This is a genomic window from Meridianimarinicoccus zhengii (assembly GCF_003254465.1).
Taxonomy (GTDB): domain Bacteria; phylum Pseudomonadota; class Alphaproteobacteria; order Rhodobacterales; family Rhodobacteraceae; genus Meridianimarinicoccus; species Meridianimarinicoccus zhengii.
The window spans coordinates 1-13,558 of record NZ_QDFI01000010.1 but is presented as its reverse complement, the minus strand read 5'-3'; the positions used below and the strand labels follow the sequence as shown (position 1 = coordinate 13,558).

General features: G+C 68.3%; 12 protein-coding genes. 4 read left to right on the top strand and 8 right to left on the bottom strand.

All coding sequences use genetic code 11. The annotated features are described in order from the left end of the window. Positions 1-5 precede the first annotated feature (5 nt). The 3 genes from DDE13_RS04965 to DDE13_RS04955 all read right to left on the bottom strand — a co-directional run bounded on the left by DDE13_RS04965 (position 6) and on the right by DDE13_RS04955 (position 4,011). Positions 6-1,943, bottom strand: a complete 1,938-nt coding sequence (locus tag DDE13_RS04965) for a tripartite tricarboxylate transporter permease (RefSeq protein WP_111402049.1) — start codon at positions 1,941-1,943, stop codon at positions 6-8. 85 nt (positions 1,944-2,028) lie between these two features. Next, positions 2,029-3,099, bottom strand: coding sequence for a hypothetical protein (locus DDE13_RS04960; protein ID WP_111402047.1), 1,071 nt, complete (start codon positions 3,097-3,099; stop codon positions 2,029-2,031). 42 nt (positions 3,100-3,141) lie between these two features. Beyond that, positions 3,142-4,011 carry a fumarylacetoacetate hydrolase family protein gene (locus tag DDE13_RS04955; RefSeq protein ID WP_111402045.1) on the bottom strand — a complete coding sequence of 290 codons (870 nt, stop codon included), beginning with the start codon at positions 4,009-4,011 and terminating at the stop codon, positions 3,142-3,144. Positions 4,012-4,114: 103 nt separating this feature from the next. Here DDE13_RS04955 and DDE13_RS04950 point away from each other — a divergent pair, with 103 nt between their 5' ends. Both DDE13_RS04950 and DDE13_RS04945 read left to right on the top strand, forming a co-directional pair. Beyond that, positions 4,115-4,813: a GntR family transcriptional regulator gene (locus DDE13_RS04950; protein WP_111402043.1), complete on the top strand. Its 699-nt coding sequence runs from the start codon at positions 4,115-4,117 to the stop codon at positions 4,811-4,813. Continuing rightward, positions 4,810-5,556 carry a sulfite exporter TauE/SafE family protein gene (locus DDE13_RS04945; protein ID WP_111402041.1) on the top strand — a complete coding sequence of 249 codons (747 nt, stop codon included), beginning with the start codon at positions 4,810-4,812 and terminating at the stop codon, positions 5,554-5,556. Before DDE13_RS04950 ends, DDE13_RS04945 begins: the two co-directional genes overlap by 4 nt. 106 nt (positions 5,557-5,662) lie before the next feature. Here DDE13_RS04945 and DDE13_RS04940 read toward each other — a convergent pair whose 3' ends face one another. The 5 genes from DDE13_RS04940 to DDE13_RS04920 all read right to left on the bottom strand — a co-directional run bounded on the left by DDE13_RS04940 (position 5,663) and on the right by DDE13_RS04920 (position 11,563). After that, entirely contained in the window at positions 5,663-6,637 is a 975-nt protein-coding gene (locus DDE13_RS04940; protein WP_111402039.1) for an ABC transporter ATP-binding protein, read from the bottom strand. Beyond that, complete coding sequence (locus DDE13_RS04935) at positions 6,630-8,552, bottom strand: dipeptide/oligopeptide/nickel ABC transporter permease/ATP-binding protein (RefSeq protein WP_111402037.1); 1,923 nt, start codon at positions 8,550-8,552, stop codon at positions 6,630-6,632. Before DDE13_RS04935 ends, DDE13_RS04940 begins: the two co-directional genes overlap by 8 nt. After that, positions 8,552-9,496, bottom strand: coding sequence for an ABC transporter permease (locus DDE13_RS04930; protein ID WP_111402035.1), 945 nt, complete (start codon positions 9,494-9,496; stop codon positions 8,552-8,554). The genes DDE13_RS04935 and DDE13_RS04930 overlap by 1 nt, the downstream gene beginning before the upstream one ends. A 52-nt stretch (positions 9,497-9,548) precedes the next feature. Continuing rightward, positions 9,549-9,917, bottom strand: coding sequence for a hypothetical protein (locus DDE13_RS04925; protein ID WP_111402033.1), 369 nt, complete (start codon positions 9,915-9,917; stop codon positions 9,549-9,551). Positions 9,918-10,006: 89 nt separating this feature from the next. Next, complete coding sequence (locus DDE13_RS04920; RefSeq protein WP_111402031.1) at positions 10,007-11,563, bottom strand: ABC transporter substrate-binding protein; 1,557 nt, start codon at positions 11,561-11,563, stop codon at positions 10,007-10,009. A gap of 152 nt (positions 11,564-11,715) precedes the next feature. Here DDE13_RS04920 and DDE13_RS04915 point away from each other — a divergent pair, with 152 nt between their 5' ends. After that, on the top strand, positions 11,716-12,951 hold the full coding sequence (locus tag DDE13_RS04915; RefSeq protein ID WP_111402029.1) for a Zn-dependent hydrolase: 1,236 nt from the start codon (positions 11,716-11,718) through the stop codon (positions 12,949-12,951). 137 nt (positions 12,952-13,088) lie between these two features. Then, on the top strand, positions 13,089-13,558 hold a 470-nt coding region (locus DDE13_RS04910), incomplete at its 3' end, for a thiamine pyrophosphate-binding protein (RefSeq protein ID WP_268951227.1).

The following is a 13,558-nucleotide window of genomic DNA, read 5'->3' as shown; positions in this document are numbered from 1 at the left end:
GCCTTTCAGCTGAGGGGAATGAGGGCGCCGACAGGCGGGTCGCCGCGCATGATGTCGAACAGAAGCCAGACGACCGCGAAGACCGCCGCGCCGTAGACCGCCGCACTCCGGACCCGCATCTGCGCGCGCACGAGAAGCATCCACGCGATCAGCGCGAGGGTCGGCACGGTCAGGCCGACGGCCCAGACCGCGACGGCGTAGGCCAGCAGCACGGCAAGAATGACAAGCTCGCCCCCGTCGCGGGCGAAATCGTCGCGGTATTCGCGCACGCCGCGCCACGCCAGCCACAGGGTGAGCGGCAGGCCTGGCACGATGGCCAGCAACGGCATCAGCCGCGAGGCCGGGTTGAAGGTGAATGTCTCCCAAAGCGCATAGGCGAACATCACGGCACCGACCGTCGCCAGAACCAGCGCGATGCTGCGATTGGCGTCGGCTCCGGGCACTTCGGCGGCGTCGTCGGGTTCTGCTATTTCCGCCACGCGACGCTGCCGCAGCCACCGCCAGCCCTGCATCAGCAGCGGGATCACGATAATCGACGCGATCACGAGCACGCCGGGACGGGTCAGCCATGTCCAGCCGTGAATCTGGTTGGTCAGCCAGAAATACTGCTCCATCGGTCCGGACAGCACGAAGCCGACCAGCGCAGGCGCACGGGGCCAGCCGCCATGCTTCATCAGCCAGCCGAGCGCACCCAGCGTGAAGAGCATGAAGATATCGCCCATGGTGGACGTCGCTTGGTATGCCCCGATGACCATGATGAGCACGAGCGGCGCCGCGATTATGGCAAACGGGATGCGCGTCAGCCGCGCCAGCATCGGCGTGACCGCGAAGCACAGTGCGGCGCCCACGATGGAACTCAGCGCCACGGACCACACGATGAGAAACATCAGGTCCGGGTTCTGCGTGATCATCCGGGGCCCGGGATAGTAGCCGAAGGAAAACAGCGCGCCGAGGAAGATCGCCGCCGCCGGTCCGCCCGGCACGCTGAACAGCAAGGTCGGGACAAGGTCCGAGATCACGGTGGCGTTGTTCGCGCCTTCGGAGGCGGCGACGCCGCGGATCTCGCCCTTGCCGAATTTCGACTTGTCCTTGGTGGACCGGATCGCATGCCCGTAAGCGACCCAGGTGGACGCGGACGCCCCCACCGCAGGGACGAAGCCGCCCAGAACGCCGATCAGCGATGCCCGCAGCACGAGCCATTTGTTGGCCCAGAAGTCGCGGAAGCCCGCGCCCCAGTGGCTGACCTCCATGCGCTGGTGGCTGATCCCGCCCCCGGCGGCGAGCATTGAGATCACCTCGGCCACGCCGAACAGCCCCAGCGCCACGATGGTCAGCGAGAACCCGTCGAGCAGATAGACCTGCCCGAAGGTGAACCGGAAATCCGCCGCCGCCTGCGCCGGGCCGACCACGCCCAAGAGCACGCCAAGCGCGGCCGCGGCCAGCCCCTTGGCGAGATCCTTGCCGATCATGGACGAAGCAAAGAACAGGCCGACCAGCGCCAGCATGAACAGCTCTGGCGTGGACAGCATCAACACGATGGGCCCGGCGATGGGGATGGCGAAGAACAGCACCAGCGACCCGACGAGCCCCCCCACCATGGATGCAAGAAACCCGACACCCAGCGCGCGCGCCGCCTGCCCCTGCTTGGCCAGAGCGTGCCCCTCGATGGCCGTGGGCGCGGAGGCCGGAGAGCCGGGCGCGCCCAGCAGAACCGACGTGATCGTGTCAGAGGTGTAGACGATGGACACCGCACCCAGCAGCATCGCCAGGCCCGAATAGTCGTCGAGATAATAGATGAAGGGCAGCAGGATCGACACGGCGGCGACCCCGCCCAAGCCCGGCAGCATGCCGAAGACGCCGCCTACGAGCATGCCCGCAAAGAGCGCCGCAAGGCGCATCGGGTCGAACAGGGAGTCGAGCGCGACAAGCGCGGTATCGATCATGGTGTGATCCGGAAACTGGGGACGGAACAAAAGGACAGGACGCGGACCGGGGGGCGGTCCGCGTCCAGAACGGCGGAACCCTCACTCAGAAATTCACGCCGTATTTCTCGCTCAGGAGGTTGCGGAGATAAGCACGTACCTCGTCCGACGGAGACAGCGCGGCCTTAACTGCGGCTTCCGTGTCCGGACCCGCGCTGAGCCGCGCCCCGCCCGTGACTTCCTGGCTTTCGGCCTGGAATTCGGGGTCGGCGTTGATGGCGGCGACGGCTTCCGCATAGGCATCGAGCGCCTCCTGCGGGGCATCGGGATGCAGGTAACCGGTCAGCCCGTAGGCGTATGTCACCGACGCGATGCCCTGGAAAGCGTCCCATTCTATGCCGGACGGGGCTTCGCCGTTCATGCGCTCGTAGACCTCGTAGACCGAGGGGAGGTCGGGGGCGATGGGGTCGCGCGCGCTGAGCACGCCGTTTTCCATCGCGCCACCGGTCCAGAGCGGCACCGCGCGCCCCTCTTCCACCGAGGGGACGACCTGCGTCAGCCAGACCGGGGTGAACTGGTAGTCGATATTCACCTCGCCCTGCTCGAACGCCAGCCGCACCGGCCCGCGCCCGTTGAAGCCCAGCACCGACCGCACGTCGAGACCCAGAACCTCGAAGGACAAAAGTGCCGGCAGGTCCGACGCGGCCGCGGCGATGCCGCCATAAAGCAGCGGTTCGGAGGACTCGCGGATGTCGTCGGCGCCGGTCACGCCGGTCGAGGGCGCCACATAGGCGACCGAACTGAACGGGTGGCTGTAGGCGACGCGATACTCGGACAGCCGGTATTCGACACCCTCCTGCCCCAGAACGAACGGATTGGCGGTGGAAGACGTCGTGAACAGCACCGTTGTGCCGTCGGCCCGCGCGTTTTCTTCGAACCAGTTGGCCCCGAGGATCGATCCGCCGCCGGGCCGGTCGATCACGTTGATCTGCGGATTGCCGGGCAGGTGTTTCTCGAAATACGGCTCCAGAAACTTGGCGGACACGAACGTGGCCCCGCCGGTCCCGAAGGGCACGATCACGTCGATCGTCTTGCCCGCGAAATACCCGTCCTGGGCCTGCGCCGTCGCGGCCAGCCCCATGAGCGCGGTCACGGTTGTCGTCAGCAGTTTGCGCATGTCTTCCTCCCTTGATGTCGTTGCGGGTGCGTCTTGCCGGCTTCAGCCGATCTCGTTTTCCAGCGTGCCAAGCCCCGTGATGGTAACGCGCATCCGGTCGCCCGCCTGCAGGTATTTTGGCGGCGTGAACCCGATCCCCACGCCCACCGGCGTGCCCGTGGCGATGATGTCACCGGGCAAGAGCGTCATCGTGCGCGACATGGTTTCGATCAACGTGGGCACGTCGAAGATCAGGTCGGCCACCTTCGCGCGTTGGCGCTCCTCCCCGTTGATCTCGGTCACAAGCTCAAGTGCGGTCACGTCGCCCACCTCGTCCGCGGTGGCGATCCACGGGCCTATCGGGCAGAACGTGTCGATCCCCTTGCCGATGACCCACTGGTTGTGCCGCTTCTGCAATTCGCGCGATGTCACGTCGTTGATGGTCACATAGCCGAACACGTGATCGAGCGCCGAGTCCTTCGATACGTTGAAGCACCGCTTGCCGATCACGACGCCCAGTTCGCCCTCGTAATCCACAGACCCCGTGTGGTCGAGCGACCCTTTCACCACCGTGCCCGGCCCGCAGACGCTGGTCGTGGCCTTGGTGAAGATCACCGGGTGCGACGGGACCTCTTCCTTCGCGCTGGAATCGAAGCCGCTGCCGAAGAATTCGGCCGCGTGAGCGTAGTAGTTCTTGCCGACGCAGAAAACGTCCCGGCGCGGTTCGGGCATCGGGGCCAGCAGACGGATATCCGTGAGTGGCACGCGCCGCGCGCCCGCGTCCTGCCAAGCGGCCCGCGTGCGTGCGTCGCCTTCGATGAAGGCCAGCACGGCGTGCAATGCCTCCGGACCGGTGACGCAGATCACCGCATCGCTGCCATCGACATATCCGGCGGCGGTTTCCTGTCCGGTCTCGAAGGTAATCAGCTTCATTGTCTCGACACTCCGAGTTTTTATCGATAAAAATACAAAACATATGAAAGCGCGCCTGTCAAATGCAGTTGCAGGATTTTCTCGGGTAGGACATCCGGAACAGATGGATACGCACACGCTGCACCCCGCCGAGGGCGAGACGCTGGTGGACACCGCCTATCGCGGGCTGCGCCACGACATCATCGCGGGAATACGCCCGCCGCGGGAACGGCTGCGGATCGAGCGGCTCAAGGCATTGTACGGGATCGGTCCGACGCCCCTGCGCGAGGCGCTGCAGAAACTGGCGCAGGACGGGCTTGTCGTGACCGAAGGCAATCGGGGTTTCCGCGTCGCGCCGCTCGATCCCGCGGAATTCGCGGATCTCAACACCGCCCGCACCGCCATCGAGAAGGAAGCCCTGCGCCTGTCCATCGCCCATGGCGGTAACGACTGGGAAGCGCGGGTCGTCGCCGCGAGTTACATCATGGCCAAGGAGGACGCGGCGCTGTCGGCCGCATCGGGGGCCGTGCCGGACAGTTGGGAACGGGCGAACACGGAATTTCACGCCGCACTCGTGGCCGCCTGCGGGTCGCGCTGGCTGTTGCGGGTGCGCGCGGGGCTGCACGACCATTGCGCACGCTTCCGCCGCGCGTCGGTCTACCAGCGGCTCGGTTCGCGGGATCTCGGGGCGGAGCACGCGGCGATCTCGCGCGCCGCGCTCGACCGCGATGCGGAGCGCGTCTGCGATCTTGTTGAGCGACATTTCGCCCTGACGGCGGCGATCCTTGAAGAGGATGCCGGGGAAGATCGGCCCGCGCCATGAGCCTCGATATCGCGATCCTGATCGCCGCCGGTGTCGTGGGCGGTGCCGTCAACGCGGCGGCGGGCGGGGCGAAGCTGTTCGTGTTCCCGATGCTGCTGGCCACCGGGTTGCCGCCCATCGCGGCGAACGTCACGCAGGGCGTGGCGCTCTGGCCCGCGCAACTGCCCGCTGTCTGGCTCTACCGGCGGGAATTGCTGGCCGATGCGCGGGCGCTGGGGCGGCAGATGATCCCCGCGCTGGTCGGATCGGTGCTTGGCGCGGTCGTGATGGTCAATTCCAGCAACGAGGTCTTCGTGAAGGTCGTGCCGGGCCTGCTGGCCCTGGCAGTCGTGGCGATCGTGCTGGGGCCGCGCACCACCGATTTCATGCGGTGGGCGTTTCCGGGGGACAGGCTGCGTGCCGCGACGGGCGTTCTGCTGGCGCTGATCGGCTTCTATGGCGGGTTCTTCGGGGCGGGCATGGGGTTTATGCTGCTCGCGGTGCTGTCGGCGTCGAGCGGGCTTGGCCTTGGCCGGGTGAACGGGGCCAAGAACCTGTTTGCCGCCGCGATCCAGTCCGCAGCGGTGATCCCGATGATGCTGTCGGGCTTCACCGACTGGACCGCCGCGGGATGTGTGTTGGTGGGCGGGCTGTTCGGCGGATATATCGGCGCTGCGCTGACCAAACGTTTGCCGGAGCGCCCGCTGCGGATCGGCGTGGCGGTGCTGGGTGTGGTGCTGACGCTGTCCTTCCTGTTTCGCTGAGGCGCGGGGCGTGAGGTGTCCGATCCATGCGGAATCCCCGACGGACCCGTATCGGCGTTCCGTAGGAGTCTTGTAGGAATCCTGTGGGAGTCTTGGGGGCGTCCGGTCAGGCCGCCTCCGGCGGCGGTGCTTCCCAGCAGGCCGCGGCGTGGGGGCCTGCGTCCAGCGCGGGGCGGTCTGTCGCGCAGCGGGCGACGGCCCAGGGGCAGCGCGCGCGGAAGGCGCAGCCGGGCGGCGGGTCGTAGGGATCGGGCAGTTCGGTGTTCGCGTCCTCGGGCACGTTCGGCTTGCGCCCCGGCACCGGCACGCTGTCCAGCAGCAGCCGCGTGTAGGGATGGCGCGGGCGGTTGAAGATCGCGTCGACGGGCCCGACTTCCACCACCCGGCCGAAATACATCACCGCGACGCGGTCGCAGACCGTTTCCACCACCGACAGGTCATGGCTGATGAAGACATAGGTCAGCCCCAGCCGCGCCTTCAGGTCCGACAGCAGGTTCAGCACCTGCGCCTGCACCGACACGTCGAGCGCCGAGACCGGTTCGTCCAGCACCAGCAGCGCCGGGTCCGGGGCCAGCGCGCGGGCGATGCCGATGCGCTGCGCCTGCCCGCCGGAAAACTCGTGCGGGTAGCGGTCGAGGAACTCCGGCGCGAGGTTGACCTGCGCCATCAGCGCCTCCAGCCGCGCTTCCCGCGCGTCGCCGGACAGGCCGACGAGGTGGCGCAGCGGGGCCTCGAGGATCGTGCGGATCGTCTTGCGCGGGTTGAGGGACGCGATGGGATCCTGGAACACGTATTGCGCGCGCCGCGCCAGCCGCGCGGGGTCGCGCCGCCCTTCGGCCACCAAGTCCGTGTCCCCCAACCGGATCGTCCCGCCCGTGGGCGTATCGAGCCCCACGAGCATCCGTGCCAGCGTGGACTTGCCGCAGCCGGATTCGCCGACGATGCCGAGCGTCTCGCCTTGCCCCACCTGCAGCGACACGTCCTGCACCGCGTGCACCGCCGGCAGCGGCTTGCCGAAGAGCGTCTTGCCGCCGCCGAAGACGCGGCCCACGCCGTCCATGGTCACGAGAGGCTCAGTCATGCCCGGTCTCCGGGGCGTCCACCGGGAAGAGACAGCGCACCGCGCGCCCGTTGCCGCGGTCGATCAGCGCGATGTCGGCGGCGCGGCAGTCGTCCCGCACGCGCGGGCAGCGATCGGCGAAGGCGCAGCCCCTCGGCAGCGCGTTGACGACGGGTGGGCGCCCTTCGATCGCGTCGAGCCGCCGGTCCGGGTCGCCCAGCACCGGCACGCAGGCGATCAGCCGGTCGGTATAGGGATGGGCGGGGGCCGCCAGCACCGCCTCGGTCGGGCCGGTTTCCACGATCCGGCCCGCATACATCACCGCCACCCGGTCGCAGATCGCCGAGACGACGCCGAAGTCGTGGGTGATGAACAGGATGGCGCTGTCGCGGTCGCGCCGCAGCCGGTCCATCAGCGTGAGCACCTGCGCCTGCACCGTCACGTCGAGCGCGGTCGTGGGCTCGTCCGCGATCAGCACCTTGGGATCGTTCGCCAGCGCCATGGCGATGCAGACCCGCTGGCGCATGCCCCCCGACAGTTCGTGCGGATAGGCCGCCATCCGCTCGCCGGGGTTCGGGATGCGCACGAGGGCGAGCAGGTCGCGCGCCTTGGCCTCCGCGTCGCGGCGCGGCAGCGGGGCGTGGGCCTGGATCGCCTCCACGATCTGGTCGCCCACGGTGTAGAGCGGGTGCAGCGTGCCCAGCGGGTCCTGAAAGACATGGGCCACGTCGCGGCCCCGGCGCAGACGCACGTCCTCGTCGGTCATGGCGAACATGTCGGTGCCCTCCAGCCACGCGGCCCCGCCCGCGATGCGCCCCGGCGGCGTGGGCACGAGCCCCATCACCGACATGGCCGTGACCGACTTGCCCGACCCGCTTTCGCCCACCAGCCCCACGCATTCCCCCGGTTGCAGATGTAGGTCCACCCCGCCCACGGCGCGGTAGACCGACCCGCCCACGTGGAACTGCGTCTCCAGCCCCTGCAGTTCCAGCACGGCGCCGGGATGGGCGGGGGCCTCGGGGGCCGCGCCGCGCAGTACCGCGGTGCGCGCCACGGGGCGGCTGAGCGCGCCGGATTTCAGTCGCGGGTCCAGCACGTCGCGGATGCCGTCGCCCAGCAGGTTGATCCCCATGACCAGCACGAGGATCGCAAGCCCCGGCACGATGGACACGTGTGGGTCGGTGAAGAGCACGCGCCGCCCTTCCCCCAGCATCGAGCCGAGGTCGGCCTGCGGGGGCTGCGCGCCGAGCCCGAGGAAAGACAGCCCCGCCGTTTCCAGGATCATCCAGCCCACTGTGGTGGACATGGTGATGACGATGACCGGCAGGACATTCGGCAGCACCTCGGTCAGCACGATCCGCGCGTGGCCCTTGCCCGACAGGCGCGCGGCATCGACGAATTCCCGCCGCGCGAGGCCGAGCGTGATCCCGCGGATGTTGCGGGCGAAGAACGGCACATTGACGATGGCGATGGCGTAGAGCGCGTTCAGCAGCCCCGGCCCCAGCACCGCGACGATGGCGAGGGCGAGCAGGATGTAGGGAAAGGCCATGACCATGTCGATGCCGCGCATCAGCCAGTTGTCCACGCGCCCGCCCGCGTAGCCCGCCACCAGCCCGATGAGCGAGCCGAAGAACGCGGCGATCAGCGTGGCCGAAAGACCCACGGCGATGGACACCCGCGCGCCCCATATGAGCCGGGACATGAGGTCCCGCCCCAGCGCGTCCGTGCCCAGCGGGTGGCCCGGCGTGCCCGGCGGCAGGAGCCGGTTCGCGGGGGCGGTCGCGTCGGGGTCGGCGAGCGGCAGGATCGGGGCCGCGAGGGCGATCAGGCACACCGCGACGACCACCGCCAGCCCCGCGACGGCGAGTTGGTTGCGCGCGAGCAGCGACCACGGGGTGGTGCGGCGGGCCTTTGGCGGGGCTGACGCGACAGCCATCAGCGCAGCCGCGGGTCGAGCAGTGTCTGCGCCACATCGGCCAGAAGGTTGAACAGGACATAGGCCGCGGCGACCACCAGAACGCCGCCCTGCACCAGCAACAGGTCGCGGGTGGAGATTGCCGTGACCAGCATCGACCCGATGCCCGGCCACTGGAACACCGTCTCGATATAGACGGCCCCGCCCAGCACGAAACCCGCCTGGATGCCGATGACGGGGATCACGCCCACGAGTGCGGCCTTGAAGGCGTGGCGCCAGATCACGCGGGACTCGTGCAGCCCCTTGGCGCGGGCGGTTCGGATGTAGTCTTGGCGCAGCACCTCCAGCATCGCGGTCCGGGTCAGCCGCGCGATGACGCCCGTGGCCACGACCGACAGGGTGACCGCGGGCAGGAAAAGGTGGCGCAGCAGGTCCGGCAGATCGCCCCCGCCGTAGATGGCATACATGCCCGACGCGGGGAACAGCCGCCACTGCACCGCGAACACGAGGATCAGCAGCAGCCCCAGCCAGAAGGACGGGGTGGAGATGCCGATGAGCACCGCGAAGGTCACGATCTTGTCGGTGAGCCCGTATTGCCGCACCGCCGACACGACCCCCGCCAGCAGCCCGAGTATGGAACACAGCAGCAGCGACGTGCCCGCAAGGATCAGGGTCGCGCCGAAGCGTTCCGTCACCTCGTCCAGCACGGGGCGGTTGAGCGAATAGGACCGCCCGAGATCCCCCTGCATGAGGTTCCCGAGCCAGATCAGGTATTGCTCGGGCAGCGACCGGTCGAGCCCGAGCTGCCGGTTCAGCCGTTCGACATTCTCGGGCGTCGCGTAGGAGCCGAGGATGGCTGTCGCCGGGTCGCCCGGGATCAGCGCCATGATGAAGAACACGATCAGCGTCAGCCCGAACAGGACCGGGATCACGGCAAGAAGCCGTCTCGCGATGTAGGCCATCATTGTTGCCGGTCACTCCTCGTTCGATCGGCCAGCGCCGCGGTGCCATGCCCGCTCATGTCGGCGGCATGAAATTCCGCGTCCAGCTTTGCAGCTGCGACGGCCAGTACCGGTCCGCCTCTGCGTAATCCGGGACGATGATGCCCCAGGGCCGGTACATGAACCCGCCGTAGAGAAGCCGGAAGCCCGCGAGATCCGTGACGGCTATCGCGTGCTGGTCGCTGCGCTGGTTCACGCCGGCGGCCGTCCATTCCTTTTCGGTCGGCGGGCGGTTGCCGAGAACGATCATCTGCCCGCGCCCCGCATTCTCCATCACGCGCCAGACGCCGGGCTGCTTCGAACCGCGCAAGTAGCCGACGACATCCGCGGGATGATTGCTGGAATAATGATCGCCAAGCACTTTCTTCAGGTCGTCGAACCACATGGCCAGGTTTCCTTATGTGCGGGACACGCCAAGCCCGCCACCGCCAACCGCATGCATCCCGGACCGGTCCTGACCGATCCGGGCCGTCTTCAATCCTTCGCCACGTCCTGCAGGAGCAGGAAGAAGGACGGCTCGAGGTTCAACCCGCTGACCCGGTCGCTGACCACGGCGTTCTGTTTCCAGTTGGCGACGAAGACCCAGGGGGCTTCTTCCTGCACGATGGTCTGCATCCGCTTGTAGAGCTCCGCCCGGCGGTCCTGGTCCGTGGCCGTGCGGGCTTCGTTCAGCAGTTCATCCACCTCCGGGTTGGAATAGTAGCCCGAGTTGAACCCGCCATTGTCCGGCATCGCTTCGGTCCGCAGGGCGAGGAAGGGCAGCGTGTCGGGGTCGTTGGTCATCCACGCCATCTCGGCCATGTCGGCCTTGCCTTCGAGACCGGGATTCACCTGCCCGAGGAAGGTGTTCCATTCATAAGTCTCGATGGCCACGTCCATGCCGACCGCTTCCAGATCCGCCTGGATCGCCGTGCCCATGGCCACGGGGTCGAGCATCCCGGACCCGCCTTCGGTCACGAAGAAGGTCACGGTCTCGCCGTCATACCCGGCCTCTGCCAGCAGCGCGCGGGCGCGGTCGGGATCATGCGGATAGGGTTCCAACTCCTCGTTATAGGCCCAGGCGAAGGCGGGCGGGGTCGGACTTGCCGCGACCTCGGCGGTGCCTTGCAGGATGTCCTCCACAAGGGCTGTCTTGTCGATGGCGTAGTTGGCGGCCTGCCGCACGCGCTGGTCCGCAAACGGCCCTTCGCGGGTGTTCAGGATCAGGAACCACAGGTGCGGCCCGGCCTGTTCGAGCACCTCGAAGCTTGCGTCGTCGCGGAACTGCGCCAGCGCGTCCGGGGGCACCTCCACCATGACATCCAGCCCGCCCGACAGCATTTCCGCGATGCGGGTGTTGGCGTCGGTGATGGGGCGGAAGATCACGGCCTGAAGGTCCGGCGCGCCGTCCCAGTAGTCCGGGTTGGCCTCGGCCACGACGCGCTGGTTCGCGGTCCAGTCCACGACGCGGTAGGCACCGGTGCCCGACGGGTTGCGCCCGAAATCGGCCCCGTGCTCCTCCACCGCGGCCTGGCTGACGATCAGGCCCGTGGGATAGGCGAGGTTGGACAGGAACGGCGCGTAGGGTTCGTTGAGCGTGAAGCGCACGGTCAGGTCGTCCAGCGCCTCGACGCTTTCGACAGCCGAGAAGAAGAAGGCGAGCGGGAACGGCCCGGTATCGGCGAAGGGGTGATCGTCGTTCAGCATCCGTTCGAAATTGAACTTCACCACGTCCGCCGTCAGCGCCGATCCGTCGTGGAAGGTCACGCCGTCGCGCAGGGTGAAGGTATAAACGGTGCCGTCCTCGGACACCTCCCAGCTTTCAGCCAGCGCCGGTTCGACCTCCAGCGTGCCGGGGGCATAGCGCACCAGCCCGTCATAGACGTTCATCAGGATGCGGAAATCGTTGACCGCCGTGACCGCGTGCGGGTCGAGCGACTTGGGTTCCGCGATCTGGCCGACCACCAGCACGCCGGGTGGGGTCTGGGCCTGCGCCATGGGGGCGACCGCGATGGCCAGCCCCAGGAAAACGCCCCTGACGAGGTGTTTCATCGGTTTTCTCCCTGTTATGCTTTTTCCAAGACTACCCCTTGTCACCGGGGGCAGCGCAACCCTTGGGGGCGAAAAAAGCGCCCCGGATCGGGGGTGTCACCGCGGCGACGGGAAACCGGGCCGCGCAACCGCACAGGAAAGGACAGACGCCAGTGCCTCGGATCGACCCCGACCGCCTGCAAGAGCTTCTCAAAGGGATCAACGGGTTCGGGCGCGATCCTGAGACCGGCGGCTTCAACCGGGTGGGCTATTCCGAGGCCGACATGGCCGTGCGGGACTGGTTCGCGGACCAGATGGCGCGCGACGGGCTGGCGGTGCGCCGCGACGCGGTCGGTAACGTCTTCGGGCGGTTCGGCCCGGTGGACGGGCCCGCGATCCTGGTCGGGTCGCATCTTGACACCGTGCCGCAGGGGGGCGCGTTCGACGGTGCGCTGGGGGTCGCGGTCGCGCTGGAATGCGTGCGGGCGCTGCGGGACGCGAAGGTCTCGCCCGCCCGCGCCATCGAGGTCGTCGCCACCGCCGAGGAGGAAGGCCGCTTCGGCGGGATGCTGGGCAGCCAGGCGCTGGCCGGGCTGGCAGGTGCGGACTGGGTGGCACAGGCGCATGACGCCGACGGTGTCGCGCTGACGGATGCGATGCGCGCGCAGGGGCTGGACCCGGCGGCGGCGGACAGCGCCGCCCTGCCCCCCGGCCATGCCGCTGCGTTTCTGGAACTGCACATCGAACAGGGGCCGGTGCTGGAAGCCGCCGGGATACCCGCGGGGCTGGTCACGGCCGTGTCGGGCTGCAGCGTGTTGCAGGTTACGCTTGAGGGACAGGCCAACCACTCGGGCACGACGCCGATGGAGATGCGCGCCGATGCCTTCGCGGGACTGGCGCAGGTCGGCGCGCGCATCCCGAGCCTGATCGCGGATCACGGCACCGACCAGTCGCGCATCACCATCGGCAAGGTCGCGCTGAGCCCGGACGAGGTGCACACGGTTCCGGGGCGGGCCGTGTTCTCGGTCGTGCTGCGCGACACCGACGAAGAGGTGATGCGCGGGCTGCGCGCGGAACTGGAGGCGGCGATCGCGGGGGCGACCACCGCGAACGGGCTGACGGCGGCGGTGGAAGACCGCAGCTGGATCGCCCCCGTGGCGCTGGATGCCGGGCTGCGCGACGTGCTGGCGCGGGCCGCGGCACGTTGCGGGCACGTGGCGATGGCTATGCCGTCAGGCGCGGGCCATGATGCGCAAACCATGCAGACGCTCTGCCCGTCGGCGCTCGTGTTCGTGCCCAGCCGCGGCGGGATCAGCCACGCGCCCGGCGAATGGACCGACTGGCCCGATGTCTTGCGGGGGGTGGAGGTGATGCTGGCGGCGCTTGCAGAGCTTGTGTCAGTGACATGAGGATCGCGCGCCAATAATATGTTTTCAAGTGATATATCTTGAATTCTGGCACCGACGAGCCGGATCATTGTTTGCGGCTGGCAGGGATGTGCGCGCCGGTCTAGTCTGCGCGGACCTGACCCAGACCGGATGACGCGATGAACGGTGCCGAGACGCTTGTGAAGACCCTGCTGGCCCATGGCGTCGATACCGTTTTCGCCAATCCCGGCACGTCCGAGATGCATTTCGTGGGCGCGCTCGATGCCCATCCCGCGATGCGCTGTGTGCTGTGCCTGTTCGAGGGCGGTGCCTCGGGTGCTGCCGACGGGTATTTCCGCATGAAGCAGGACGTGGCGGCGACGCTGCTGCACCTTGGTCCCGGCTTGGGCAATGCGCTCGCCAACCTGCACAACGCGCGCAAGGCTGGGTCGGGTGTCGTGAACGTGGTGGGGGATCACGCGACCCGGCATCAGGCCTATGAAAGCCCGCTGAAGGGGGACCTTGCGGGGATCAGCCGCGCGGTCAGCCACTGGACGCGCATCGCGGCGGATGCGGGCAGCGTCGCGGGGGACGGGGCGGCGGCGATCCGCGCGGCGCGGGCGGGCAACGGCCGGATCGCGACGCTGGT

Bases quoted from the DNA above. Each gene is read 5' to 3' on its own strand.
- DDE13_RS04930 (WP_111402035.1), bottom strand. From the start codon at position 9,496: ATGATGGCCTACATCGCGAGACGGCTTCTTGCCGTGATCCCGGTCCTG.
- DDE13_RS04955 (WP_111402045.1), bottom strand. From the start codon at position 4,011: ATGAAGCTGATTACCTTCGAGACCGGACAGGAAACCGCCGCCGGATAT.
- DDE13_RS04935 (WP_111402037.1), bottom strand. From the start codon at position 8,552: ATGGCTGTCGCGTCAGCCCCGCCAAAGGCCCGCCGCACCACCCCGTGG.
- DDE13_RS04960 (WP_111402047.1), bottom strand. From the start codon at position 3,099: ATGCGCAAACTGCTGACGACAACCGTGACCGCGCTCATGGGGCTGGCC.
- DDE13_RS04945 (WP_111402041.1), top strand. From the start codon at position 4,810: ATGAGCCTCGATATCGCGATCCTGATCGCCGCCGGTGTCGTGGGCGGT.
- DDE13_RS04920 (WP_111402031.1), bottom strand. From the start codon at position 11,563: ATGAAACACCTCGTCAGGGGCGTTTTCCTGGGGCTGGCCATCGCGGTC.
- DDE13_RS04950 (WP_111402043.1), top strand. From the start codon at position 4,115: ATGGATACGCACACGCTGCACCCCGCCGAGGGCGAGACGCTGGTGGAC.
- DDE13_RS04940 (WP_111402039.1), bottom strand. From the start codon at position 6,637: ATGACTGAGCCTCTCGTGACCATGGACGGCGTGGGCCGCGTCTTCGGC.
- DDE13_RS04965 (WP_111402049.1), bottom strand. From the start codon at position 1,943: ATGATCGATACCGCGCTTGTCGCGCTCGACTCCCTGTTCGACCCGATG.
- DDE13_RS04925 (WP_111402033.1), bottom strand. From the start codon at position 9,917: ATGTGGTTCGACGACCTGAAGAAAGTGCTTGGCGATCATTATTCCAGC.